The sequence below is a fragment of the Aerosakkonema sp. BLCC-F183 genome, from assembly GCF_041929145.1.
Lineage (GTDB): Bacteria > Cyanobacteriota > Cyanobacteriia > Cyanobacteriales > Aerosakkonemataceae > Aerosakkonema.
Window position 1 is genome coordinate 27959 of the sequence record NZ_JBHFNU010000102.1, and the last position, 25069, is coordinate 53027.

21 protein-coding genes are annotated in these 25069 nt (G+C 43.7%); 13 read left to right on the forward strand and 8 right to left on the reverse strand.

The window, feature by feature from the left end:
* Positions 1-13: 13 nt before the first annotated feature.
* Positions 14-1225: an RNA-guided endonuclease InsQ/TnpB family protein gene (locus ACE1CD_RS29275; protein WP_374799917.1), complete on the reverse strand. Its 1212-nt coding sequence runs from the start codon at positions 1223-1225 to the stop codon at positions 14-16.
* 223 nt (positions 1226-1448) lie between these two features.
* Here ACE1CD_RS29275 and pgeF point away from each other — a divergent pair, with 223 nt between their 5' ends.
* A complete protein-coding gene (gene pgeF / locus ACE1CD_RS29280) occupies positions 1449-2234 on the forward strand; it encodes a peptidoglycan editing factor PgeF (protein ID WP_374800412.1) in 786 nt (261 codons plus the stop codon).
* A 176-nt stretch (positions 2235-2410) separates the two neighbouring features.
* Positions 2411-3052, forward strand: a complete 642-nt coding sequence (locus ACE1CD_RS29285; RefSeq protein WP_374827031.1) for a hypothetical protein — start codon at positions 2411-2413, stop codon at positions 3050-3052.
* A gap of 178 nt (positions 3053-3230) precedes the next feature.
* On the opposite strand, the gene ACE1CD_RS29290 is transcribed toward ACE1CD_RS29285, so the two are convergent.
* A complete protein-coding gene (locus tag ACE1CD_RS29290) occupies positions 3231-3392 on the reverse strand; it encodes a hypothetical protein (protein ID WP_374799921.1) in 162 nt (53 codons plus the stop codon).
* Positions 3393-3741: 349 nt separating this feature from the next.
* On the opposite strand from ACE1CD_RS29290, the gene ACE1CD_RS29295 reads away from it, so the two are divergent.
* The 5 genes from ACE1CD_RS29295 (at position 3742) to ACE1CD_RS29315 (ending at position 6958) form a co-directional block, all read left to right on the forward strand.
* Positions 3742-3942: a hypothetical protein gene (locus ACE1CD_RS29295; RefSeq protein ID WP_374827032.1), complete on the forward strand. Its 201-nt coding sequence runs from the start codon at positions 3742-3744 to the stop codon at positions 3940-3942.
* A gap of 282 nt (positions 3943-4224) precedes the next feature.
* Entirely contained in the window at positions 4225-5208 is a 984-nt protein-coding gene (locus tag ACE1CD_RS29300; protein WP_374799925.1) for a DMT family transporter, read from the forward strand.
* Positions 5205-5363 (forward strand): hypothetical protein, encoded by a 159-nt coding sequence (locus ACE1CD_RS29305; protein ID WP_374799927.1) that lies wholly within the window; start codon positions 5205-5207, stop codon positions 5361-5363. The genes ACE1CD_RS29300 and ACE1CD_RS29305 overlap by 4 nt, the downstream gene beginning before the upstream one ends.
* A 656-nt stretch (positions 5364-6019) precedes the next feature.
* The gene (locus ACE1CD_RS29310; RefSeq protein ID WP_374799929.1) at positions 6020-6292 is read left to right on the forward strand and encodes an ATP-binding cassette domain-containing protein; all 273 of its coding nucleotides are present in this window, start codon (positions 6020-6022) and stop codon (positions 6290-6292) included.
* A gap of 477 nt (positions 6293-6769) precedes the next feature.
* Positions 6770-6958: a hypothetical protein gene (locus ACE1CD_RS29315; protein ID WP_374799931.1), complete on the forward strand. Its 189-nt coding sequence runs from the start codon at positions 6770-6772 to the stop codon at positions 6956-6958.
* A 238-nt stretch (positions 6959-7196) separates the two neighbouring features.
* Here the strand turns inward: ACE1CD_RS29315 and ACE1CD_RS29320 are convergent, their stop codons facing one another.
* Both ACE1CD_RS29320 and ACE1CD_RS29325 read right to left on the reverse strand, forming a co-directional pair.
* Entirely contained in the window at positions 7197-8729 is a 1533-nt protein-coding gene (locus tag ACE1CD_RS29320) for an HlyD family efflux transporter periplasmic adaptor subunit (RefSeq protein WP_374799933.1), read from the reverse strand.
* 111 nt (positions 8730-8840) lie between these two features.
* A complete protein-coding gene (locus tag ACE1CD_RS29325; protein WP_374827033.1) occupies positions 8841-10289 on the reverse strand; it encodes an Lpg1974 family pore-forming outer membrane protein in 1449 nt (482 codons plus the stop codon).
* Between the two features lie 274 nt (positions 10290-10563).
* Here ACE1CD_RS29325 and ACE1CD_RS29330 point away from each other — a divergent pair, with 274 nt between their 5' ends.
* Positions 10564-10698 (forward strand): hypothetical protein, encoded by a 135-nt coding sequence (locus tag ACE1CD_RS29330; RefSeq protein WP_374799937.1) that lies wholly within the window; start codon positions 10564-10566, stop codon positions 10696-10698.
* 132 nt (positions 10699-10830) lie between these two features.
* Positions 10831-12975 (forward strand): peptidase domain-containing ABC transporter, encoded by a 2145-nt coding sequence (locus tag ACE1CD_RS29335; RefSeq protein WP_374827034.1) that lies wholly within the window; start codon positions 10831-10833, stop codon positions 12973-12975.
* 196 nt (positions 12976-13171) lie between these two features.
* Here the strand turns inward: ACE1CD_RS29335 and ACE1CD_RS29340 are convergent, their stop codons facing one another.
* The 4 genes from ACE1CD_RS29340 to ACE1CD_RS29355 all read right to left on the reverse strand — a co-directional run bounded on the left by ACE1CD_RS29340 (position 13172) and on the right by ACE1CD_RS29355 (position 19319).
* Positions 13172-14914 carry a pentapeptide repeat-containing protein gene (locus ACE1CD_RS29340; protein ID WP_374827035.1) on the reverse strand — a complete coding sequence of 581 codons (1743 nt, stop codon included), beginning with the start codon at positions 14912-14914 and terminating at the stop codon, positions 13172-13174.
* A gap of 627 nt (positions 14915-15541) precedes the next feature.
* On the reverse strand, positions 15542-17071 hold the full coding sequence (locus ACE1CD_RS29345; RefSeq protein ID WP_374827182.1) for a hypothetical protein: 1530 nt from the start codon (positions 17069-17071) through the stop codon (positions 15542-15544).
* Between the two features lie 84 nt (positions 17072-17155).
* Positions 17156-18208: a TIGR03943 family protein gene (locus ACE1CD_RS29350; protein ID WP_374827036.1), complete on the reverse strand. Its 1053-nt coding sequence runs from the start codon at positions 18206-18208 to the stop codon at positions 17156-17158.
* An 82-nt stretch (positions 18209-18290) separates the two neighbouring features.
* A complete protein-coding gene (locus ACE1CD_RS29355; protein WP_374799947.1) occupies positions 18291-19319 on the reverse strand; it encodes a permease in 1029 nt (342 codons plus the stop codon).
* Positions 19320-19790: 471 nt separating this feature from the next.
* On the opposite strand from ACE1CD_RS29355, the gene ACE1CD_RS29360 reads away from it, so the two are divergent.
* The 4 genes from ACE1CD_RS29360 (at position 19791) to ACE1CD_RS29375 (ending at position 24927) form a co-directional block, all read left to right on the forward strand.
* Positions 19791-20261: a hypothetical protein gene (locus tag ACE1CD_RS29360; RefSeq protein ID WP_374827037.1), complete on the forward strand. Its 471-nt coding sequence runs from the start codon at positions 19791-19793 to the stop codon at positions 20259-20261.
* 465 nt (positions 20262-20726) lie between these two features.
* Positions 20727-21779 (forward strand): diguanylate cyclase domain-containing protein, encoded by a 1053-nt coding sequence (locus tag ACE1CD_RS29365; protein WP_374827039.1) that lies wholly within the window; start codon positions 20727-20729, stop codon positions 21777-21779.
* A gap of 300 nt (positions 21780-22079) precedes the next feature.
* Complete coding sequence (locus ACE1CD_RS29370; RefSeq protein WP_374827040.1) at positions 22080-23411, forward strand: sensor histidine kinase; 1332 nt, start codon at positions 22080-22082, stop codon at positions 23409-23411.
* A gap of 148 nt (positions 23412-23559) precedes the next feature.
* Positions 23560-24927, forward strand: a complete 1368-nt coding sequence (locus ACE1CD_RS29375) for a sensor histidine kinase (protein ID WP_374827041.1) — start codon at positions 23560-23562, stop codon at positions 24925-24927.
* Positions 24928-25069: the final 142 nt, after the last annotated feature.

A 25069-nucleotide genomic window follows, 5' to 3' on the forward strand; every position in this document is an offset into this window, starting at 1 on the left:
GACACTCCCCAGCCTAAAGGCGTGGGGATTCTTCGTTCACAGACCCAACTTGCTCTGACAGGATTGCTCCAATCCGAGTAGAGGTTGAATCTCCCGAAGCGTTCGGGTCTATGACCCAAGTTCCCATATGCCCTATGGTACTCAAGGCTAATCTCAGGATATTGATGGCAGCGTTCCAGTCTCTATCTAGGACAAAACCACACTGACAAACATGGGTTCTCATGGAGAGAGATTTCTTGACCGTTGCACCACAGTTACAGCATTGCTGGGAAGTGTAGGCAGGATTAACCGCGACAGTTACCTTGCCAAACTTGACCCCAAAATACTCTAGCCACTTCCTGAATTGATACCAACCTGCATCATTAATAGACTTGGCGAGACAGTGATTCTTAACTAAGTTCTTAATCCTCAAATCTTCGTAGGCGACCAAATCGTTAGATTGGATTACGCAACGCGCTACTCTCTTAGCGTGTTCTTCACGTTGCCTACTTATTTTGAGGTGTACTCGTCCTAGTCGATTAACGGCTTTCTTCCGGTTAGCAGAGCCTTCACGAGAGCGAGATACACGCCTTTGCCTAAACGTAAGACGCTTCTGTCCTGTTCGATAAAACCTGGGGTTAGGCTCAGTGTGACCGTTACTGTCAGTGTAGAATTCTTTTAGTCCCACATCTAAGCCAATAGTTTTGCCCGTTGGTGGAGACTCTACTTTATTCTCAACTTTGACTAAGAATTGGACATAGTAGCCATCAGCCCGACGCACTAACCTAACTCGTTTTATCTGGTCTAACTGGTAGAAGTTTAAATCCCACGTTCCTTTGAGTCGGAGCTTACCTATCCCCTTGTTGTCGGTGAAAGTAATCTGTTTGCGGGTTTCGGAAAGTTTCCACCCGCTGACTTTGTACTCAACCGAGCGATAGTTGTTTTTAAACTTTGGATAGCCCTTCTTCCCTGAGATAGATTTTTTGCAATTGTCATAGAACCTAGCGATGGCACTATAAGCCCTTTCCACAGCAACTTGGCAGGCGTGAGAGTTCAAGTCTTTGACAAAGGGAAACTCTGCTCTCAATGCTGTGTTGTGGCGATATAACTCTTTCTGTCCTACGCCTCGGTTATCCATCCAGAAACGGATGCACTTGTTGCGGACAAATTGAGCCGTCCTCATCGCATCATCTATAGCAGCGTATTGAGTTGTTTTCCCTTTAGCCTTGAACTCTAGAACGATCATTTGACGTGGAAAAAACCTACGGCATTATTATAGCACACCCACCTGGAAAAAGTGGAAAAGTCGCCCTTCTAGGGCGAGGCTTGAAACCCATTATTTTCGGTCAAATTTATGCACAATCGTGGCTTAGGTTAGCATAGAAGTCATTGTTATTTTGCAAAGTTTTGTAGCCGGCGTGATTCCTCCACACACGACTGAACCCGAACTGAAAAATTCGATCGACGCTATCCACTCTTGGGAATGGCGCACTTGGGAAGGTTTGCCCTATCTTACCTGTAGCCTGCTGGAATCTTGGCCGCACGGCTTTTTTACGCAACAGTTTTCGCCTCGCTATCCGGTAGAATTTGTGGCGGCGCTACAGCCAGATGCTCAAGTTTATCGGGTGAAGCAGGTACACGGGAATATTGTTCTGACACCTTCGGAAATTGAACAGTTTGTCAATTCTGCGGTTGCAGAAGAAACGCTCCTGCCGTCAGCAGATGGTATTGTGAGCGATCGGGCGCAGCAGGCGGTGTGGGTTTGTACGGCGGATTGTACGCCGGTGTTGATTGCTGATGAAAGAACCGGACAGGTGGCGGCGGTTCACGCGGGTTGGCGCGGTACTGCACAGAGGATTGTACCGCAGGCGATCGCACGTCTTGTTGCCCAAGGTAGCCAACTCGAAGATCTTCGCATTGCGATGGGGCCGGCGATCGCAGGTGAGGTGTATCAAGTTTCCGTGGAAGTTGCTGTTGAAGTAGGAGTCAGCATTATACCACAAAAAGAAACGAATGAAGCGATTTTGTCTGCTTTGCTGGAGATACCCAATGCACCGATATTGCCAGATCCGGAAGAGGGAAAAGTGCGATTGGATGTGCGGCGGGTGAACGAGTTGCAATTGCTACAAATGGGGATAAGTGGAGAACGGATTGCGATCGCACCTTATTGTACATATCAGCAACCGGAATATTTCTTTTCCTATCGCAGAAATAAACTGAAAAAAGTGCAGTGGTCGGGAATTGTGAGTAAATAAAATAGGAAAAAGTCATTTTAACTTAACATCGGATGCAGTTTGATAACTTATGTAAGTATCTGGCCGAAAAATCTTGGGGCAGAAGAGTTGTGCAATTCATTTAGATCCGCTATATTTGGTTTATTCGTTCGCTCACACCAGATCCTTACAAGTGAACTATCACGCTCAAAGTCATGATGCACCCGATAAAAAATAAAGTTATCAATATCGATCTCAGTGGCAATCATTACAGACTTGAAAGACTCGATGACAGTAAATATTATGAACTTTGGAAAAATAGCCTTGCCATCGCCGATGATTATGGATTTTATATAGATTTTTATCTTTATTTAAGAGACAGAGCCGAAAGCTTAAATCTTGCCCAAATCTATGTTTCTCTAGAAAATTTATGCGAAAAAAGCGGCAAATTTTTTGACGATTGGAAAGGATCGTTTTCCTTCCCATTTTTCCTAAAAGTCAGTAAAGCCGGACATGAATTTGATTACTTGCTGAATATCTACGACCACAGAGGCTCTGTAAATTTCGGAATTGGCAAACAATTACAGCCTCACGAGCGCTATGACGCAAGGGTAATTCATCAACCGTTTCCAGAAGAATTCTCCCGGCAAGACATCAATAAATTTATCACCTACTTTTATGGTTATATCCAGGGCTATTTTGAAGAGATAAAAAGCAGCTATTCGCATTTTTTATACAAGCGAATAGATTCTAATAGCATCTTATTTGGATATAAAGATAGTAATTTCTTTGAAGAGCATTATGATAGCCCTGAAGAATACGATCGGGCTGTAAAGTTATTAGAAACTTTTTCCTTATAGATTGAATTAATTGTTAAATTTCAAATCTCATATTTGCAATTAAAAATCAAACTACCGTTGTTTAGGTTGTTGCCAAATAAGTGCGATCGCAAATCTAACAAAACATGATACCCATCACTCGAAACTACAAATCAGTGAGCAATCTTGCCTTTCTCATAATAAAAGTCAGAACAGTTTCTTATCTAGAAATAATATCTGCTGTAATTTCCATTCCCGGTTGTACGGGATACTGAATATCGCCTTTCACCAAATAAGCTTTTTCTGGCTGAATTGTGACTTCGTAGTAGGGGGAACTATTGTTTTGAGATGTAATAGCATCGGGTGCGATCGCATTTATCATTTCCTCAGAAAAGCGATCGCATCTTTTTCATCCAGACAAATCTTGGAGTTGCGCTTTCGGCCCGCCTGGGGTTCAAACCCCAGGCTCATAGCGAAAGTCCACTCAAGTGGACTGAAGAAAATATTTATGTATGTATTCAGTCGGATTTATCCGACTTTCGCTATTAGGCGGGGAATTGATTAAGAGCCGGTTGATGACAACAGATGCAAGATTTTTGTGGCTAATTTTCAAATGCGATCGCGTTCTGAATCAAAAGGCGATCGCAATTTTTATTTAACAAATGCAATATGCCCTTGATGATTCGATCGAAAGGCGAAGACAAGAGGAAAAACAATAAGAAGCGCTAAAGATGGTCATGCGTCCGCTGACGCGCCGCTTTGGTGTGCTAGATGGGGAATTACAGTCTCGTCTTGGGGAATTATCTGTGGAAGTGTGGGAGGATTTGCACGCAGTAACGTATAATCCTAGTTCAGCACATTCAAATCCAATGCTCCGTGGGACAAAAAAAATAAGTTCCCGGCTAAGATGTTTAGAGGAAACCCAGAAGTAACAATGAATCTACCATCTGTTGTTTATCAATCTCAAACGATCGGTTGCTAAACTTTTATGCTGGCCCTAGCGCTCTCCCTTTACCTGTTCTAGAAAGAGTTCATACAGAGTTATTTAACTTCAAAGGGACAGGAATGAGTCTGATGAAATTAAGCTATTGCGGCCATATTGCTTTTAAGCTTGTACAATTATAAATAATCTAACATTATTTTAGTATATTTAATGGAATGTGCTAAAATAGCAGAGGTGAATATTTAAATTTGAAGAAACTGCAATTTTCATCATGTCAATATTAGAGCAATCCCCACGCATTGTCACAAAAGAATCAAATTTGCTGGCGAATGCAGCTATATTAGTTTCTGTTATAATTTGTACCTTCACACCAATATTGATGCGGTTTTGTCAAACCGAAATTGGCCCAGATGCGATCATCTTTAACCGCTACTGGATAGCCACAACAGTTTTACTATTATGGCATAGCTTGGCAACTGCACGCCGCTTTTGGATTAAATCTCCAAATCTGTCCAGTCAACTTGATGAGGAGAAATATATCGCAGTATCTTATACTAATCAAACAATATTACTATTATTATTATCAGGAATTTTTCTAGCTGCAATGTCGGTTTTATGGTCATGGTCTCTGACTCTGACTAATGTTGCTAACTCTGCCTTGATTCATAATTTATCCATCTTTTTTACTACAATAGTGGGATGGTTTTTTTTCAAGAAACGCTTTCATAAAAACTTCCTGATCGGTACTGCTATAGCTATAGGTGGAATGATTTTACTTGGATTGAATGACTTGGAATTAGAAACTGACAAAATCCAAGGAGATTTTATTAGCCTAGTTTCTAGTATGGTATTTGGGGCGTATTTAATAACTTTAGAAAAAGTAAGATCTCAAGTGAGTGCTGACACCACAATTATCTGGTGTTACGGGTTAGGAACTGTTCTAACTTTACCGCTTGCTTTGATTAACCAAGAGCAACTATTCCCCATATCGTGGCAAGGGTGGTATGGTCTTATTCTTTTGGGTATTAATGGTATGCTAGTACACTTTTTAACGATATATAGTCTTCATAAATTATCTGCATCTTTTGTGGCTCTAGTTTTTTTGCTAGAGCCAATTTTGACGGGTATGTTTGCTTGGTGGATATTTGGAGAAACATTGGCTTGGCTGAATTTATTGGCATTTGCTGTAATTTTAGTGGGGCTGTATTTCGCGGTATCTAGTCCATTGGTTACGATCGATGAGGCGGGGAATTGATCGATCGCCTAGTGATGATAAGTGGTGCAGGATTTTTGTGGGTAATTTTCAAATGCGATCGCGCAGCTAACGAACGGTATATCGGTCTCATTCCGGTAATCGCTGCAATCGAGCTCGTGACAAGGTTTAAGCCAGAACTGGGTCGCGTTCGGTAGGCTAGCAACTGCTATCTCTGTCCGAATAACCAGTAAGCATTTATTCGCAGGTGGCACACCCATTTATCCAATCCTCACATTATTATTACTTAAAAAGGTTAATTATAATCATTTATTGTTAATTTGTCTTTGACAGGCTGTCAAACATAAAGTACCTTAATTTAAGATTCTTTATAATTAATCTCAGAGTCCCAAAATTAAGCTCTGGTAAAGCTATATAACTTACTTTTATCACTACAATAAGCCCTAAAGCTCTTGACAGTAATTAAGTAAACTATTACGATTAATGCTGAACCAAGATAAGTAGTCCTGTCAGCAAAATATCAGGTAGGCAAAATGAAAGAGAACAAGAAAGTGCTTCTCTTCACCGAAATCGACGCTAGAAGCGAAGCACAGTTCGTTCGCAGCCGTCAAAAGTTTACCAATTTTGGTAAAAGCGGCGCATAATTACATGATGCCTACTAAGTCCAAAACGTTTAGATTTGTGGACTAAACGCGATGGAGATAACACAGGTAACTTAGTTAAAAAGGCATCTGTGCAGATACAGATGCCTTACTTTTTTCATATCGAGTTTCATCATACAATATCCAAATTTTCTACAGCATAAGCAACGAAATTCTTAAAAAACTTTGTCAAAATTGATGATGATGCGGATATGGTTTGTACAAACCTAAATTTTTGCTATGTAGGTAGAGTTGCGTTACTAGAGGATTTTTCTGAAAAGATTCCCGGCGATAAACTTGTGGCGATTATCGGAAAAGCTGGCTGCGGTGAAAGTACGATCGCTAAACTAATTGTCGGTTTGTATCAACTTCAATTTGGCAATATGGGATTTGGTAATTATAACCAGCAAGACTTATCGCAGGATTGTTTCCAGCAGCAAGTTGTCCTCCTTCCTCAAGAAGCGCACTTTTGGAGCAGATCGTAGAAAACGTTCGCTTGAGCGGAGATAAGGTCACTTTTGATACGATCGTAAAAGCTTGTCAGATTGCGAAGCTGACTACTCGATCTCTAAGTTTAGCTTTCTTTTTTAAAAAAATTTTGTAATTCACAAGTTTTTCACTTTTTTCATCTATCTTAAGATGTAGTTATCCAGTGGCCCGAAAAAACAGACAAAGAGCGTCAGAAAAATTACTGCTTAGCGCTGACGTTCTGTAAAAGGGTAACTAGATAACCAATCAGATGTGTCCACACTATATTCTGGAGGAGTTTTTTACCAATGCTGTGCAGTCTGACAAATTTCCCAGTCACGATCGCTCGATCGCAAACAAGGGATATGTCTGATAGTGCAGTACTTGTGGTTAAACTTCCGGATAGAAGAAAGCTGCTATCCAGGGTGCATCTACAACCTTGCTTGAATAAAAGCGTTGATTAGCCTTCAGTTATCAAGTTAGAAACTGGAACAATGACACTATTAATATTAGCATCTTCAACAACTGCTTACTTTTTTTCAGGGTTAGTTTGTTACTTTGCTTCATTAGGCAGTAGCAAATGTGTTATTCAACCTAATGACAAGCTTTTGTTCAAAGAATCGACTAAACTTTGGATCGCCGCTTTTTGGCCAGTTTGGATTATCCAGGAAATTGAAAAATAAAATCAAGCAAGATGATCGGTTGGGTGGGAAAACAAAACTCGACTTATCAGGCTAAGTTGTTGGGTAAAGCTATGCACAAATATACAAATAGATGAGCTAAAGCGATCGCAATCGTCACGTCACAGCCATTTTGAGAAGCGGTATTACCAAATGCGGTTATATAGCTTAGGGACGTTGCGGTTGTTGCCAAAGAAGGGCGATCGCCAATCTAACAAAAGCATGATATCAATCACCCAAACTACAAATCTGTGAGCAATCTTGCCTTTCTCATAATAAAAGTCAGAACCGTCTCTTCTCTAGAAATAATATCTGCTGTAATTTCCATTCCCGGTTGTACGGGATACTGAATATCGCCCTTCACCAAATAAGCTTTTTCTGGCTGAATTGTGACTTCGTAGTAGGGGGAATTATTGTTTTGAGATGTGATAGCATCGGGAGCGATCGCACTCACTTTTCCTTGCAAAACGCCGTAATCTGTATAGGCGTAGGCAGAAATTCGCAGCAGAGACTTTTGACCCAACGCAATTTTACCGATATCTTCAGCTGCAAGGCGAGCTTTGATGACAATCGGGGCATTACTGGGAGAAATTTGGGCAATTGCTTCGCCCGATCGCACTGTTTGACCGGCGTTTCGCAGATGCAATTGTAGAATTGTGCCATCAGCAGGCGAACGCACAACGCTTTTTGTCAGTTCGGTTTCGATTTGTTGGATTTCTTTGCGATCGCGATTAATTTGATTTTCGATTTCGATGCGGCGCTGAATTAAAGCTTCTCGTTCTTTTTTCAACGTAGCTAAAGTTGCTTCACCTTTAGCTTTTTCTTGGGCAATTCGCTGTTGGGCGATCGCAATTGGTGCTTTAGTAGGGTTGAGAGCAGTTTTAACTGCTTGCAATTTGGCAGCAGCTACTTCCACAGATTGTTTTTGTCTTTCAACTGTTTGTGCTTGTCCTTCAATCGCTTTTTTTTGCGCTTCGATGGTTGCTTTTTGTCCCGCAACGCCTTGTTCTTGCTGTTCAACAGCTAGTTCGTTTTCCTCCAATCTATCTTTAGAAATTGCTCCCGATTCTGCCAATGGTTTATAGCGATCGCGCCTGGAAATGGCAGATTTTAAGTTGGCTTCCGCTCCCTTTAAATTAGCGTCTGCTGAAAGCAAATTTGCCTGTTCTCTTTGCAATTCTTCCTGAGCTTTTTGCAACTCCGCTTGGGCTATTTTTAAGTTGGCTTCCGCTTGTTGAACTTCCGTGACGGTAGTAATTTGACGATCGCGATATTCCCTTTCGTTGCCCTCCAAATCTGCTTGTGCGGAAGCGATAGTACGTTCCGTAGCGTTACTTTCAGCTACTAGCTGGTTTTGCAGGGAGTTTAGTTGAGCGGCGATCTGAGCGAGTTGCAGTTGATTTTGTTGAATACTGCCGATCAGTTGGCTTTTTTTAGTTTGCACTTGGGAGTCGTCGATAGTAGCGATCGCATCTCCTTCTTTTACCGCCATATTTTCTGTCACAGAAATGCTTTTGACCGTTCCTTCCGTTGCTGCTTGAACTATCCGCACTTCTCCAGAAGGACGAACTGTGGCGGGAGCCTTTACCGTCACATTGTACTCGGTGACGGCAGCCAAAGCTACAGCCGCGCCAACAGTTCCCACTAAAAACAGTCCCCCTAGCGTTGTCCACCGACCGATGGGAGGGAGAAACTCGTCGCTAGTAACAGGGCGGAGAAATTCTGGATTGCGATCGCTAAACATATAGCTAGGGGCTAGAAAGTCAAAAGTCAAAAGTCAAAATTCAAAAGAAAAAAAGAGCGTCGAGGCTAGGGGAAGAAGGAGTCCGGTCGAAGGGTTGGTGGAATTAACAACATCCTAATTGTTGGTAGTTGCTATATCAGATCAAAAAACAACTCTTATTCCCACTGAAGGGCCGTAATACAGTGTATCGCCACTCATATCCAGCCTGCCAAATTCACCCGACTCAGAAAAATCCCTAAACTGTCTGGGAGCCAATGCCAAGCCATATAAATACACTAAATTAAAGCCTGCGGTTAAGCTCACATTGGGAGTAACCTGCCAGTTCGCAGAAATACTTCCTTCCACAACAGGAGAAAGTCCCCATTCACTTTTAACTCCTTTAATTCTTTCTAGTAGCTCTCCCGTATCAAAATCATAGGCGCTAATAGTACTTGCCTGATCGCCATTGTTAGCAAACACACCTGCTTTCGCTCCCAAACCTATACTAAAGTTACGACTTACTCCAATATTGGCGTTGCCTCCAATTTGAAAACCAAACAAGTTATTTTTAGTCTCGATGTTGTAATCTCCTGTGGGATAAGCTCGCAGACCTTGTTCCGGAAGAGCAGCCGCACCAAATGTCGCTAAGTTAAATTTTTCTGGAGCGCTGATATACCGCACTCCCACCAACCAAGAGGGACGAAACTTATTCGATGAAGCTACCTCTTGCTGATAATTAACCTCAAAGTTGTAGAGGTTGGCACTGTAATCTAGCTGGTGTTCGTAACTGAGAAGAAAAGCCTGACTGATAGCGAAACTGCCATTACCTAGACCTAGAGGCGGCTCTTGGTTAAGAATGTTAATTTTGTCTCCCAGAGATTCGCTAGGGTCAAGTATTGGTGTATCGTCGGTCGGTACTTCCACAACAACATCGCTGGGCAGACCGGGTTCGGGAGAAAGAAGGGTAGCTGACGAACTGTATTCTTGCAAACCAAAGAAAGAAAAACTGATACTATCTTTGCGATTGCGACTGTAGCCTACTGTAATTCTAGTTCCCAACTCGTAATCAAAAGCTACATCGTCAGTACGTAAAGTGCCTCCTCTCTCAGGAGAACCTGTCTCTGCAACGCTCAGGTCTACAACTTCTGAAGTTAGTATACCTCGCGGGATGGTGCGATTGAGGAATAGCGCTTCCGCCTGCACGTACCATCGCTGTGGAGCGATCGAATTCGATCGAGGTGTTTCGCTTTGCGCTATTGGTTGAGATCTCAAGGTAGGATTGGTAGGATTTGTCGGAAAAATAGAGCCAGTATTATTACCCTCTGGCAACAAATCTGCCGCTTTATACGAAAATTCCTGGGATTCTAGAAGCTCAATTTTAGCTTCTATTAAGGCTGCTCGTAGTTGTTCCGGTTGGATGGTGACAGTTGAATCATCATTTAAATGCCGCTGAGCCAGAATTGGCTGTGCGTTCTCAGGTTCGGTTTGCAATATACCAGAACCTCGCTCGAACAAGGTTTGAGCGAGAACAGGGTTAATGTTTAGTAGGCTAGCAACTGCTAGCGCTGTCGGAATCTTCAATAGGTATTTGTTCGCGGGTGGCACACGCATTTATTCAATCCTCACATTCTTATTACTTAGAACCGTTTATTATAATCATTTGTTGTTAATTTGTCTTTGACAGGCTGTCAAACATAAAGTTACTTGATTTAAGATTCTTTATGATTAAGCTGTCAGCGCCAGAATTAAGGTGTGGTAAAGGGATATGCCCTACTTTTCCGACTAAAATAAGCATTAAAGCTCTTGACAGTAATTGACTAAAGCTACTAGGATTGATGCTGAACAAAGATAAGTAGTTCTGTCAGCAAAATCAAAGGTAGAGAAAATGAAAGAGAACAAGAAAGCACCTCTATTTACCGAAATCGTAGCTAAAGAAGCTGCTTCTATCAACGGTGGATGCGAAGCACAGTGCGTTCACAGCCGTCAAAATGTTGCCAAACTTGGTAGCCGTGGTAAATAATTACAGGATGCCTGCTAAGTCCAAAACGTTTAGATTTGTGGACTAAACGCGATGGAGAGAGCTCGGGTAACTTAGCTAAATAGGCATCTGTGGAGATACAGATGCCTTACTTTTTGCATATCAATTTTCACCATGCAATATCCAAATGTTCTACAGCATAATGAAGAAGACTGTGGAGCTGCCTGCATTGCTTCTATTGCTAAAAAATACGGACGTACCTTTGCGATTAACCGCATCCGGGAAGCTGTAGGTACTGGGCAACTGGGGACGACATTGCTGGGGTTAAAACAGGGTGCAGATGCACTGGGTTTCAATGCTCGCCCAGTGAGAGCTTCACCGGAAATTTTAGACAGAATTAAAGAAGCACCCCTGCCAGCAATTATTCACTGGAAGGGTTATCACTGGGTTGTTTTGTACGGTAAGCGGGGCAGAAAGTATGTAATTGCCGATCCGGCAGTTGGTATTCTTTATCTTTCTAAGAAGCAGTTAACGGAATGCTGGACGGATTGGGTGATGCTTTTAGTAGAGCCAGATCCAGTTCGGTTTTCCGAGCAACCTAACGATAAGGTAGGTGGTTTTGGGCGTTTTTTCAAGCCGATTTGGGCTTACCGAGGCATTTTGGCGGAAGCGCTGCTCATCAACTTTGTCTTGGGTTTGCTTTCCATCGCTTTACCTTTTTTAATCCAAATCTTAACTGATGATGTGTTGGTGAGGGGCGATCGCAAGCTGCTTGGGGGTGTAGCGATCGCAGTTGTAGCGATGAACCTCATCGGCAGCTGTTTGGGATTAGTGCAATCTAACCTCGTCGCACACTTTGCACAACGTCTGGAATTAAATTTAGTTTTGCAATTCGGACGACAAATTCTGCGCTTACCCCTCAGCTACTACGAATCGCGTCGCAGCGGTGAAATTGTCAGCAGATTGCGAGATATTCAACAAATTAATCAGCTAGTTTCCCAAGTAGTTATCGGCTTGCCCAGTCAGTTGTTTATTGCGCTTGTTTCTTTGGGATTCATGGTTTTTTACTCCTGGAAACTGGCAATCTGTAGCTGTTTCATTGCACTGTTGACGATCCTAACGCCGTTGTTTTTACTTCCTACCCTGCAACAAAAAGTTCGCAATTTATTAGTCCTGGAAGCAGAAAATCAAGGGGTTTTAGTCGAAACATTCAAAGGAGCGCTGACGTTGAAAACCACCTCATCTGCCCCGCAATTTTGGGAAGAATTGCAAAGTCGCTTCGGTCGCTTAGCCAACGTCAGCTTCCGTACTATTCAAATTGCGATTATCAACAAAACTTTTTCCGAACTAATTTACGGTCTAGGTGTAATTGGCTTGCTTTGGTTTGGCAGTAGCTTAGTAATTGAAGAAGAGTTAACTATTGGACAGCTATTGGCGTTTAACGCCATGAATGGTAATTTTCTCGCATTCATTATCGTTACAATTGGATTTGTAGAGGAATTCACGCGAGTAAAAACGGCGACTGAGCGGATCGGAGAAGTCATAGATACGACCCCAGAAGATCGAGGCAAGTCTCAAAAAAACTTTGTCAAAATTCCCGATAATGCGGATATCGTTTGCACAAATCTGAATTTTCATCATACAGGTAGAGTTGAGTTACTAGAGGAATTTTCTGTCAAGATTACCGGCGGTAAAGTTGTGGCGATTATCGGTAAATCTGGCTGCGGCAAAAGTACCATAGCCAAATTAATTGCCGGTTTGTATCAACTTCAATCTGGCAATATTCGGTTTGGTAATTATAACCAGCAAGACCTCTCGCTGGACTGTTTGCGGCAACAGGTTGTCCTCGTTCCTCAAGAAGCGCACTTTTGGAGTCGATCGATCGTGGAAAACTTTCGCTTGAGTGGAGATGCGGTCACTTTTGATACGATCGTAAAAGCTTGTCAAATTGTCGAAGCTGACTATTTTATCAGTAACCTGCCGGATAAATATCAAACTATATTGGGTGAATTTGGCGCGAATCTGTCTGGCGGACAACGACAGCGACTGGCAATAGCGAGAGCGATCGTCAATGACCCGCCTGTGCTAATTTTAGATGAATCAACTTCTGGTTTAGACCCGGTGAGCGAAGCGCAAGTTCTGGATAACCTGTTACATCATCGGGAAGGTAAAACTACGATTTTAATCAGCCATCGCCCCAGAGTAATTAATCGAGCGGATTGGATAGTATTTTTGGAGGAAGGAAAATTGAAAATGCAAGGCTGCGTGGAGGAATTGCGCTCTCTCCCTGGCGATCATTTAGACTTTCTGACTCCTTAATTTAGGTTAGGGCGTCGGGGTTAGGGGCTAGGGAAGAGGGAGAGGGAAAAGGGAAGAGGGAGAGGGAAAGGGAAGAGGGAAAAGGAGGATTTTTGAATAAGTGACTTTTGAATGAGTGACTTTCCCTAGCCCCTAGCCCCTAGTCCCGACGCCCTTTCTTTTGACTTTTGACTTTTGACTTTTGACCCCCCTGCTATTAAGGTCGTTGAGGTTGTTGCCAAAGAAGGGCGATCGCCAAGCGCACAGCCGAACCGACCGCAGATGTACGAGCTGCCTCGGAGGCTGTTTTTTCCCAGCGCAAAAGATTATCTTGAAATGTCCGATCGCGCTTGGCTCTTCGTGCGATCGCTTGACCGATAACTTTCTTTTGAATTTCTTCAGTTGAAATACCTTGACGCTTTAAATAATCGAGCAATCGCTGCACGCTATCAACAATCTGTTCTGGAGCTTGCGACATCAGAATTGCTTCGATTTGACGCACAACTTCTTGATAGATTTGCACCTGTTTATCCTTTGCTAGCGGTGCTTTTGACGGAGGTGATTGTGTTGTATCTGGCGTTGGCGATCCATCTTCCTGACGAGGTACGATACCGAGCAGACCAAGGATTTGATGGCGACGACCTAAGAAGCGATGGAGCATTTCCGGGTATATTTGCAACAAGCGCGATCGCAGGATTTTAGCATTTACCAAGCGATTCGATGCGAGTCGCAGCACATACTGACCAGCTGCCGATTCAAAAGATTTAACTGTGAGAGTAAGCTCAGAAGACTCGCATTCCATTTGAGCCAGAGTAAAAATCAGCACTTCCCAATTCGGTTCCTCTGCAAAATCGATTTCGATATTCGATGAATCTTCTCGATACTGTTCTGCCAGTTCTCCCGGTGCCAAATCCCGACCCACAGGATAGCGCTGAGTTGGGCTTTTATTGGCATGATTGAAATCAGTATAAACATACCGACACTCAACCTTAGTAAGATCCACATCTTCAATATGCCAATTTTCAATGCAGACGCCTGTCATTTGCGCCCGTTCCAGATTCGTGCGGATGAGATGACTTTCCAGTAAATAAGCTTCACTCAAATCGGTTTCGCTCAAAGTTGTGTCGCTCAAATAAGCACCCGATAAATCCGCTCGCCGCAAAGAAGCACCGCGTAAATTTGCTTCGCTCAAATCCGCTCGTAACAGCAACACATCTTGAAGATTTGCTCGCAATAAATAGGCTTTTCTCAAACTGGTTTTGAGCAGATAAGCTCCTGCCAAATTAGCTCGACTCAAGTCAGCACTGTGGAGGCTTGCTTCGCTCAAGTCGGCACCAGTAAGCACGACCCGATGCAAGTCTGCCTGACTCAGATTAGCCGATCGCAAACAAACACCTGTTAGATTTGCTTCTGTTAAATTAGTTCTAATCAAAATTGCTTCTCGCAAATTCGCCGATTCCAGAGTTGCTTCCCGGAGATTGGCATTCGTGAGATTGGCGCTAATCAAGCTCGCACGACGCAGATTTACCTCCATCAATTCCGCTCTCATCAACTGCGTATCGTTGAGTTTGCTGCGTTCCAGATTGCTCTGATCCAACTTAGCTCCTTGCAGGTCAGCACCGCTGAGATCTGCTTCCTCCAACACCGCCCAATTCAAATCAGTCTCTTGTAGATTGGCAAGACGCAAATCTGCTTTGGTAAGATTTGCACCGCTCAAAATCGCTTGGTTGAGATTGGCACCGGTAAGGTTAGCATGGCGGAGGTCAGCTTGGCGAAGACAAGCACCGTGAAGTTTGCTGCGGCTCAAAAATGACCAGCTGAGATTAGCGCCGGTGAGGTTAGCCCCGGTGAGGTCAAGATCCTGCAAGTTGACACCAGTGAGAATAGCTCCACTGAGGTCAATATGGGCAAAATCCCGCTCTCCTTGTTTGTATCGAGCCAGAAAATCTTGTACTTGCATCGCAGCCCTTAATTTTTAGGCAGAAGTGGCAGCTGTTTATCTAACGATTTGACGGATTGTAGAGGCGGGTTTTACCGATCGTTTCAGATTTTTGATTTAAAAGGGCAGATTTTTGGCTAATGCCTCGCCTTACGTGGGCGAAATCAATTTCAAATCTAAATTTTTGGTTAATACCTTGCACAAGCGTGGGTGTTGGCGCAGCTTGCCGGAGGCATTAGGAAATCTGAAATCGGTACTTGTTAAAAATTGGCAATTATTTTATCATTAATTTCTCCGATAAGCTTGCAGTAGCAACAGATAACCTTTTACACGCATTTGGTAAGAAAATCCGCAAACAGACAAGCTAAAATGCAAGCGATCGCCTACAGCTGTTTTACGTTTGTCTAAAGCTACCCGAAGCGGGAATAAAAGTTTTGAGTTTTAAGTTTTGAGCGTTGAGTAGAAGAATCTAATTCAGAACTCAAAACTGAGAACTCAGAACTATATTCCAGTTACCACCCCTAGTCTACCCACATTCAGGGGAGCGGGAGAGTCGGGGAGCTAAAAGTCAAAAGTCAAAAGTCAAAAGTCAAAATTCCTCCCTCTTCCCTCTTCCCCTAACCCCTAACCCCTAACCCCTAACCCCTCTTATGGGAGCCAGCGGGGACGAAAACCAGGCAGGGGAAGTTGTTCCGGTTGCATTTGGGCAGGCGTTGCTTCTGTAGGTGCAGCAGAAATCACAGGTAGTAGCCAGATGCTGCTGGAAGTAACCGCTTCGCCGCTATCCGTTCGGGGGGCATCGGACTGCTGTCCTACTGGTATGGGCGTTGTAGCAGGTTGGTCAAATAGGAGGGCAATGCCATCAGGTGATAGACTGATTTGCACCTGTCGCTGATTTGGCAGCACCACGAGGGGTTTCATTTCAGATGTTTTGACGTTAATGGCGACAATATATGGTTGTTCTTGGTACTGTTCGCCGGAGATAAGTTTGGTGAGCAAGCAATAAAGAGTCTGTCCGGTAGGATCGAATTGGGCGCTTAAAATTGTGCCGGTAATTCGCAAAAGTTCTTTCTCGATTCCTTGGTTGGTTACTAGATACAGCGATCGCGTGTAATCTGTGTTAAATTTCACCATCGCCGCTTGAGTACCATCTCTGCTAAAACTAGCCACTGTACCAAATTTGGGCAAAAAATCGAGGGGTTTATCCTGGGGCGCTTCTAGGGGTACGATCGCCAATCCTTCTGCTTGCGCGATCGCTAAAGCTTTGCTGTCAGGCGTAATTAAAAAATCCCCTCCCGGTTGTCCTTGCAGGGGTTTGGCTATGGGACGATCCGATTGCTCCATTTTCACTATCCAAATGCCAAAATCCCCCGGATTGCGCTGATTCACCCGCTGCACTACAATTGTTTTTCCATCCGGCGATAGGTCAAATTTGAGATTTTGATACTCTTTATTATCTAAAATCAGCCTAATTTTACCGGCTGGTTCTCGATTTGTCGCTTGGGAGCCTGGAGATTGGGGGTTTATACCGGTTGTCACCGTGTAGATATTTTGTTCCAGCGCTGCTTGACCTGGGGATCTGCGATCGCTGGCGGAAAACAAAATGCGACCTGAGTCGGGATAAGGCTTAAAATCGCTCACCAATAAATCTGCTGGCGTCAGGGCGATCGGTTTTGGTTCTGGGGCGCTGAGATTGACTAACATCAAGCGTCCGGCTTCACTTCCTTCTACACCCAGATAAACAAAAGCGCGATCGCGGGTGCGGAATTTACTTGTAAAAGGTTGGATTGGCGTTCCTTTTTCTGGCGAAGCAAATCTGTCTTTTGCTTCTAGCAACTGCACTTTATATTCGGTGCCGTAGGGGGCTGGTGCGATTAGAGTATATGCCATTTTCCGTCCCGCCCAACTAAATTTTCCCGGTAGGGGTGGAGCGATTTGCAAATTTGCTTCGACGCTGGAATGGTTCATGGGGCGGTTAAAAGTCAGGATAAAGCGGTTATCTTCAATGCCGACTTGTTTATCCTGCCAGTTAAAATCGCGCACGCGGGGAGCCGATCCATCACCCTGGAATAACAGTAGCCCAATGAGCGCAGTCAGGACGAGCATAACTGTAATAGCAACCCGGTCAAGCGGCTCTATGAATTTTAAATTTGGGATTTTGAATTTCTGATTGGTCATTGGCGATCGGTAATTGGTTAGTAATCGCTCATTGCTCATTAGCTTTTCACAAATTGCTAATAGCTGTTGACTGATGGCTAACGACTAATAATCATAGGGGTTTTTAGGTTCGGGAATTAGTTTGACCGAGCTTGCCTGGATAGTCAACTGGCGTTTACCGCCGAAGTTTTCGGTAATCATCTCACCTTCCACTTCTAACCAAGTATCGGGTTTGAAGTCTCTGCGGAGTTGGGACAAAGTATCGGTGTCGATCGACCCAGATTCTGAGCCAGAACTTTGGGTGTTGATGCTTTGTTCGCCCAGTTTAACTGGTAAACCTACCGGATAGGCATCTGCGGCGCAGCAGGTAAGTATAAAGCGAGAAAGTAAAAGGTATTCTGGCGGTAATTCTGGAGGATGAATGGCAAAACCCTGCACTTTCACTTTTTGTCCGGTATAAGCATCGGGTTCTGGATAGGCATTTAAAGTTCGCACCCAGTCTATGAGCGATCGCTCTTCGGGACGTTTGGCACTCCGAAATTCTTGGGGTTGCGATCGGGTCATCGTCAAGGAATCGGTTATGCCTCTAGATAATGCGGTTTGACTGGTAAACGGTCGGGGTGCGATTATAAAACCCAACAGCGCCCCTGTTAAAAGCAAAGCGGTACTCCAACCTGGGGGAAATAAGGAAATGTGTTGGGCTTGGGAATTGGAGACGGGAGAAGGGAAAGTGGAGGGTTGATTTTCTTTAGTTCGATCGCGCCGCGATGAAGAGTCTTTCTTGAAACCGAACAGTTGGCGCATCAGCCCGCCAGCTATAATTACTAACCAAAGTACAGAGGCAATTAATGTCTTTCTGACTTGTGGGGCGGCAATATTTTCCAGTCGCCCGACGAGCCAACTATTTTGTACGGTGTCAGGTTGATATCTGCTCCTTTGTCGATTCAATAGGAGCGAAAGCCCTCTTAAAAAGCCGATCGCCAACAGTATAAAACTTGCTGCGATTACCAACCAAAAGTAATCGGGATGAATGAGCAAATATAACTTGCCCGTAAGCCAATATCTCAGGAGCAGTATGCCCCAGGCAATGATGGCAAATACATCTAACCAGCGCAGTAAGGAATTTGGGATTTGGGATTTGCGATTTGGGATTGTCATCGGTGAAAAGAGCGGAATTTCACATTTGAGATTTCAGATTTCAAATTCAATTTGGAATTTTGTTAGCTTTGCCACACAGGAATTAGCCAAAAGCCAATTGATAAAGCAAAGTAAACAAGAAGGTAAGTTGAGCTGCGAGAGCCAATAAATAAATTACCGCCCTTGGTTTGAAGACTGACAGCAGCAACCCAATACCTTTGAGGTCTATCATCGGGCCAAACACCAGAAATGCTAACAAGGAACCGCTGGTAAATGCAGAAGCAAAGGAAAGGGCAAAGAACGAATCGACTGTCGAACAAATAGATACCACTACCGCCAATACCATCATGGCTAAGATCGATGTAATCGGGCTTTGACCCAAGCTGAGGATTGTTTCGCGAGGAGCCAGGACTTGAATAGAGGCTGCGATCGCACTTCCTACGATTAATACTGCGCCTAACTCGCGCAGTTCCTGCACTGTATTGTCCAGAAACAGACGCAGGCGATATTTCATCGGTTTTGTTACCTTGGCGGGAGCTGCGGTCATGGGGAATGAAGCGCTGTCCATACGGAGGACTTTACCGGGCCCACTAAGTAAAAAAGTACCGGATTGCAATAAAGCTGGACTGGCATTTTCTAGGTTAGGTATTTCAGACCAAGCGCGTTTGGGGGGTGGGACAGCGCAGGCGGTGGATTTTTGTAGCAGCGGTCGCAAGTCAGCTTGAGCGCTGAATATCCAGCCTATAATGGTGGCTATAGATAGGGAACATACTACGCGCAGCACGACTATTTCCGGTTGATCTCGAAATGCTGTCCAAGTTGCCCAAATCACGATCGGATTGATTGTCGGCGCTGCGAGTAAAAATCCGATCGCTACCGGTGCGGGTACCCCCTGCATCAGCAACCGCCGCGCTACTGGCACATTGCCGCACTCGCAAACCGGAAACAGAAAGCCCGCTAAACTTCCGGCTAAAGCTCCCAGCAAAGGATTGCGAGGCATAGCTGCACTTAAGGAGCGTTCATCGATAAATAATAGCAGCAAACCTGAAAACAGAACTCCCAGTAGCAGAAACGGTATTGCCTCTACTAGCAAACTCAGGAATAGGGTAAAAGCATTCTGGAATTGATTCATTCGATTCGTGGCAAGCAGCGTTTTCTAATAGTTGGCTCGTGGGGGGCAATATTTTTAAGCCGCCCCAGCAGCCGCAATCTCTAAGCCTTTGTGAAGTCATTTTAACTATTTGAGGGGGTTTGGGGGAGTTATTATCCTTTCTTTTCTCTGCGTGCGGTCATAGTAGTAGGTTGTCAGAGCATCGGTCAAGCCTTCAAGAGTGTTCAATAGACCTCTTTTCCAAAAGAATCTCAAAGGGCTGGCAGGATGCCTACCCCACAAGAATTTTTGGAGATGTCTAATCGCTGTCCATCACAACTGGTGAAAGACTGCACCGCTGTTTTCACCCACACGGGCGAAGGGAGTGGGGGAATTTACGGATAGCCTGTAAAGAGATGATGAAGATAGCCATAAATTTTGCCCAAAGATTAGAGGGAATCATTGACTTGGAATTTGTAGTCATTTACTGAGGCTGTTTAGACTGAGCTTATTATGTTGCAACTAGCCCAGATGGAACTTGTCAGTCCAAAGTTGATACGGCTTGATTTCGAGAATTTGAGGCCGTTTGAGCGTCTGACCGACCAGTATCGGCACTTCGGCGTTCACTTCAGCAGTGCGATCGCCATAGAGCCTTCTAACCCAGCATTTACACCTAAATCCGGATCTAAACTTCTCATGCCGATGGGAAATATGATGAGCCTGAATGCTTTTTTTGACAAACCCAGCAGCTGGGTCGGTGCTTTTGTGTGCAGTACTAGAATTGTTGTTTTAACCGCTTATGACCGGGATGGGAATTTCCTCGGCCAGACTAGCACTGTCAGTCAGGGAGCCAACATACCGGATGAACAATCGGAATTTCGCCCGCAGCAGCTAGATTTAAACCGATCTGGCATTGCTAAAGTCGAGTTTCACTCTTGTGTACCTTTTACTTTGGATGATTTCTTTTTTGCGCTAATGCCTTGAGAGTAAAAATTTCAATGCGTGAGATTTTTTGATGAATTAAATTCCCCTCAAAAACGATCTGTTTATTTTGGTCATTTAGTTTTTAGTATGCCAATTTTTCCTGGCGGAGTCGCGGGGGAACGGGCACAAAATGTTCCTATGTAAACTTTTGCCTAGCGATTCTCAAAGAACAGTTTCTCGTTGCACAGTAACATTGTTAAGAAATAATTAATTTCTTTTTAATGAAAAGTTATTATTTGTTTAATTTTTTTAGTATATATTATTTTGTGTATAGTTTTACTTAAGCAAAAGTAAGAATACGCTAATATAGCATTTCAGCATTAATCTGCAATAGGTACGCCATCTTGTGCTGGAGCAAGCAAAGAGCTGCTACCTCTGTGCAGAAAAACAAAGAAAAAGGGGTGTAAAAGGGTACTTTGAGCATCTGGCAATATAGACTCTAAGAACTGACTGAGGAATTGCTTAATGGTTGTTGCAAAAAAGATCTCTTCCGAGTTATCAGTTCTACCCATATCCCAGGCGCGGGAACTAAGTTTGCGGTCAACGCTGGGAGAGTTGCCGCTTTATGATTTTAGTGTCCGCAGCGATATGCGTGGAGGCGAAGTAGCGCAGGCGTTTCAAGACAATCCGTTGCTGCCGGGAGTAATCTTGATAGAACACGATCGCCTTTTAGGTATGATTTCCCGGCGGCGGTTTTTGGAATACATGAGTCGCCCCTACGGATTGGAATTGTTTTTGAAGCGACCGATTAAATCTTTATATCTTTTAGCAAATAGCGATAGTTTAATTTTTCCAAGCGATACTTTAATTGTGATGGCGGCACGGCGCTCTTTACAGCGATCGGCAGAGTTACTGTACGAACCGATTGTGGTGGAAATTGAACCGACGGTTTACAGACTATTAGATGCTCATCAATTACTGGTAGCTCAATCGCATATTCACGAATTAGCATCTCAGCTAATTCATCAACTTTATCAAGAACTTGAGAAAGCCAACCACGAATTACGCAGTCTCGCCACTGCTGATGGTTTGACAAAAGTGGCTAACCGTCGTCGATTTGACGAATACCTGGACAATAAGTGGCACGAACTCGCTCGCGAACAAGCACAAATTTCTTTAATTCTGTGCGATATCGATTGTTTTAAAGGCTATAACGATACTTACGGTCATTTAGGCGGAGATGCTTGTTTGCAACAAGTCGCTCATGCAATTAGCGCGGCGGTGAAGCGACCGGCGGATTTGGTGGCGCGTTACGGAGGTGAAGAATTTGCGGTGATTTTACCCAATACCCCGGCTGCTGGTGCTGTTCGCGTAGCAGAGGAAATCCGAATGAATGTGAAAGGGTTACAGATTCGCCACATCAATTCTTGTGTTGAGCCTTATGTCACTCTCAGTGTGGGTGTAGCTACTATGGTTCCGGAACCGGGATCGATTCCGATCGGCTTGATTGCAGCAGCCGATCGCGCTCTCTATCAGTCTAAAGCATCCGGACGCGATCGCGTTAGCGTCTGCGCTTAAGCGCTGCTGCCATTACTCTGCCTCAAGTCGATCTCATCGCTGGGAATGCCAGATATCGATATTTTATGCGTTATTCACAAATATTTATACTTTCCCATTAATTGATGTATTAATTATCAATACTTAAAATAGAAAATTTTTGGATTCGGTTAAGTTTAGGTTAAAAAAGGTTTTTTAAAAGGTTAATTTTCCGAGCCTATTAAGTTTTAAAGAGGAGATTTTTTAAATAAAAAATATAATGATAAAGTAGAATGGGAATCTTGCTATCCCAATTAAAAGAACTGATTGAGGCATAGGCTTATGTTCGCTCTCAAACAATCATCCCTGGAAATGCCAGTTCAACCAACTTCCCAAAAAAAAGACCTCAGTCTGGAATCAAGGCTTCAAGACTTGCCTCTGTATGATTTCAGTGTAGAGAACGAGCGTCCGGGTAGCGAAGTAGCACAGGCATTTCAAGATAATCCGCTGCTGCCGGGAGTGATTTTGGTGGAGCAAAGTCGGTTTGCAGGTATGATTTCCCGGCGGCGTTTTTTAGAATGTATGAGCCGACCTTACGGATTGGAATTATTTTTAAAGCGACCGATAAAGTGTTTATATGTATTGGCTCATAGAGATGTGCTAATTTTTCCTGACGATACTCTAATTGTGATGGCGGCGAGGCGCTCTTTGCAGCGGCCTGCCGAGCTGCTATACGAACCGATTGTGGTGGAAATTGAGCCGACAGTTTACAAATTATTAGACGTTCATGAATTGCTGATTGCCCAATCGCATATTCACGAGCTGACAACGCGGCTACTGCACGAGCAAACAAAGTTGCACATGATGCAAACTGAAAAAATGGCAAGCTTGGGACAGATGGTAGCTGAGGTAGGTCACGAAATTTTAAATCCAGTTAATTTTATTTCGGGAAATTTAGAATACCTATCAAATTACAGCCAAGATTTAATCAAGTTAATTTCAGCTTACGATACAACAATTAGAGAAAAACCACCGCAAGTTGAAGAAATTAGAAGAGAAATAGAATTTGATTTTTTACAAGAAGATATGCAGAAGCTGATTGACAGCATGAAGATAGGGACAGAGCAATTAGTCAAGATAGTCAATAGCCTGCGAAATTTCTCCCATATGGGAGAGGGAAATCAAAAAGCGATCGATCTGCACGAATGTATTGAAAGTACTCTGTTGATTCTGCATAATCGGGTAAAATACACGATTGAAGTGGTGAAAAATTATGGAGACCTGCCGCCAGTGCCTTGTTACTCAGGTCAGTTGAGCCAGGTATTCATGAATATTATCAGCAATGCGATCGACGCACTGATGGATAAGAAGGAATCGAACACCAAAGCGGCCAGCCAGTGGAAACCTCGAATTGAAATTGTCTCGGAGGTTGTAGAATTAGAGAACCGTCTTTGGGCTGCGGTTCGCATTGCCGATAACGGGCCCGGTATTCCCCCAGAGATTCAGGGGCGGATTTTTGAAACTTTCTTTACCACTAAGCCTGTTGGGAAAGGGACGGGACTGGGATTGGCGATCGGTCATCAAATCGTGACAGAAAAGCATGGCGGCAAATTGAATTTGCGATCGCATCTGGGTATCGGCACAGAATTTGAGATTTTGCTACCGCTGAGTTAAAGTGTTTTTGATGCCAGTTTGGTAAGTTGGGTTGTCCGATCGGCCATAAACCACCCGCAGTGGTGGAAATGATCGGCTAATTGAGGATAGGCTATTTAAGGAGCTCACTACAGCTCCTCCAGTGCATTGTTATTGGTTGGGATGCCTTGTGTCAAACAATTTTGTCTCTGCACCACGCTTATCCGAAGGGAGCGATCGAGACCTCTCTATAGACTCAACCCTCTGCGAACTGCCTCTGTACAGTTTCGATGTACCAACTAGCTGCTTGGGTACAGAAATCGCCCGCGTTTTTGATAAATATCCCCGATTGCCAGGAGCTATCTTACTGGAGAACGGCAACTTTGCCGGAATGATCTCCAGGCTGCGACTGTTGGAGTACCTGATCCGTCCTCACAGACTGGAACTATTTTTGCACAAACCGCTGCACGTTCTCCACACTTACACTCGCAGTGATGTTTTAGTGCTGTCGGATAACACACCAATTCTAGCAGCAGCGCCGCACGCACTGCGGCGATCGCCGCAATTTTTGGGAGAACCGATTGTAGTCAAAACAGAACCCAACACTTATCAACTGTTAGATATCCATGAATTAAATATCGCTTATTGGCAAATTCGCGGCATCGAAACTCAGGTACGCTACGAACGCACCCAAGCGCAGATGATTCAAAGCGAGAAAATGGCTAGTTTGGGGCGTTTGGTGGATGGGGTGGCTCACGAAATTTTAGATCCGGTGGGTTTTATTTGGGGAAACTTAACTCACGTATCGATGTATGGCGACAGCTTGATGCAGCTGGTTTCTGCTTACGAAAAATATCTGCCTGAGTTACCAAGCGAAATTGAGGAACTAAAAGAAGACATTGAATTTGATTTTTTACAGCAGGATTTGCCGCGAGCGATCGAGAGTATCAAAACCGGAGCCGAACGTTTAAAAAAGCTGGTAACAAGTCTGCAAAACTTCTGCCATATTGATGAAGTTTATCCCAAACCTGCCGATTTGCACGCTTTGCTAGATAGTATTGTGTTACTGCTCAAAAGTCGTCTCAGTAGTGAAATTGAAATTGTCAAAAATTACGGTAATTTACCGCCTGTACCTTGTTTCGCAGGGCAGCTTAACCAGGTGTTTATGAATATCATCATTAATGCTGTTGATGCTTTGCTTAACGAGGCGGTTCACCAAAATTTTGCAATGGAATTTCAAGGGAAATTGCAAGATGATTCCGCTGCCAAACCTCGAATTGAAATTATCACTAAAGTTTGTTCTCTCGATTCGGCAAATCGTGGAAATGAAGCTCCATCCCGCTGGGTTTTGATTAAAATCGCCGATAATGGCCCCGGTTTATCTGTGAACGCGCAAAATCAGATTATGGAATCTTTCTCGATCCAAAGACGTGGTGAAAAAGAAACAAGTTTGGCTCTGAGCTATCGAATTGTGACAGCCAAACATGGAGGTAAGTTTTTGATGCGATCGCAACTCGGAATCGGCACGGAATTTGAAGTTCTATTGCCTTTAATTTGAGGCTTTAGAAGTCTTTGTTTCAAGTGATAATTTTGGCACTTAAAAAGCAATTTTTAGTGCCAGAGTGGAAAAATAATAACGCCAGAAAATAAAAATAGTTATTAAGTATTATATATTTTAATCTTAAGTTTATTTAAATATA

What these genes read in the sequence shown, in the direction of transcription:
- ACE1CD_RS29295 (WP_374827032.1), top strand. Translation starts at nt 3,742, where the DNA reads ATGGTCATGCGTCCGCTGACGCGCCGCTTTGGTGTGCTAGATGGGGAA.
- ACE1CD_RS29335 (WP_374827034.1), top strand. Translation starts at nt 10,831, where the DNA reads ATGCAATATCCAAATGTTCTACAGCATAATGAAGAAGACTGTGGAGCT.
- ACE1CD_RS29330 (WP_374799937.1), top strand. Translation starts at nt 10,564, where the DNA reads ATGAAAGAGAACAAGAAAGCACCTCTATTTACCGAAATCGTAGCTAAA.
- ACE1CD_RS29340 (WP_374827035.1), bottom strand. Translation starts at nt 14,914, where the DNA reads ATGCAAGTACAAGATTTTCTGGCTCGATACAAACAAGGAGAGCGGGAT.
- ACE1CD_RS29370 (WP_374827040.1), top strand. Translation starts at nt 22,080, where the DNA reads ATGTTCGCTCTCAAACAATCATCCCTGGAAATGCCAGTTCAACCAACT.
- ACE1CD_RS29310 (WP_374799929.1), top strand. Translation starts at nt 6,020, where the DNA reads ATGGTTTGTACAAACCTAAATTTTTGCTATGTAGGTAGAGTTGCGTTA.
- ACE1CD_RS29290 (WP_374799921.1), bottom strand. Translation starts at nt 3,392, where the DNA reads ATGATAAATGCGATCGCACCCGATGCTATTACATCTCAAAACAATAGT.
- ACE1CD_RS29355 (WP_374799947.1), bottom strand. Translation starts at nt 19,319, where the DNA reads ATGAATCAATTCCAGAATGCTTTTACCCTATTCCTGAGTTTGCTAGTA.
- ACE1CD_RS29360 (WP_374827037.1), top strand. Translation starts at nt 19,791, where the DNA reads ATGTTGCAACTAGCCCAGATGGAACTTGTCAGTCCAAAGTTGATACGG.
- ACE1CD_RS29285 (WP_374827031.1), top strand. Translation starts at nt 2,411, where the DNA reads ATGCACCCGATAAAAAATAAAGTTATCAATATCGATCTCAGTGGCAAT.
- ACE1CD_RS29350 (WP_374827036.1), bottom strand. Translation starts at nt 18,208, where the DNA reads ATGACAATCCCAAATCGCAAATCCCAAATCCCAAATTCCTTACTGCGC.
- ACE1CD_RS29325 (WP_374827033.1), bottom strand. Translation starts at nt 10,289, where the DNA reads ATGCGTGTGCCACCCGCGAACAAATACCTATTGAAGATTCCGACAGCG.
- ACE1CD_RS29315 (WP_374799931.1), top strand. Translation starts at nt 6,770, where the DNA reads ATGACACTATTAATATTAGCATCTTCAACAACTGCTTACTTTTTTTCA.
- ACE1CD_RS29345 (WP_374827182.1), bottom strand. Translation starts at nt 17,071, where the DNA reads ATGACCAATCAGAAATTCAAAATCCCAAATTTAAAATTCATAGAGCCG.
- ACE1CD_RS29275 (WP_374799917.1), bottom strand. Translation starts at nt 1,225, where the DNA reads ATGATCGTTCTAGAGTTCAAGGCTAAAGGGAAAACAACTCAATACGCT.
- ACE1CD_RS29365 (WP_374827039.1), top strand. Translation starts at nt 20,727, where the DNA reads ATGGTTGTTGCAAAAAAGATCTCTTCCGAGTTATCAGTTCTACCCATA.
- ACE1CD_RS29300 (WP_374799925.1), top strand. Translation starts at nt 4,225, where the DNA reads ATGTCAATATTAGAGCAATCCCCACGCATTGTCACAAAAGAATCAAAT.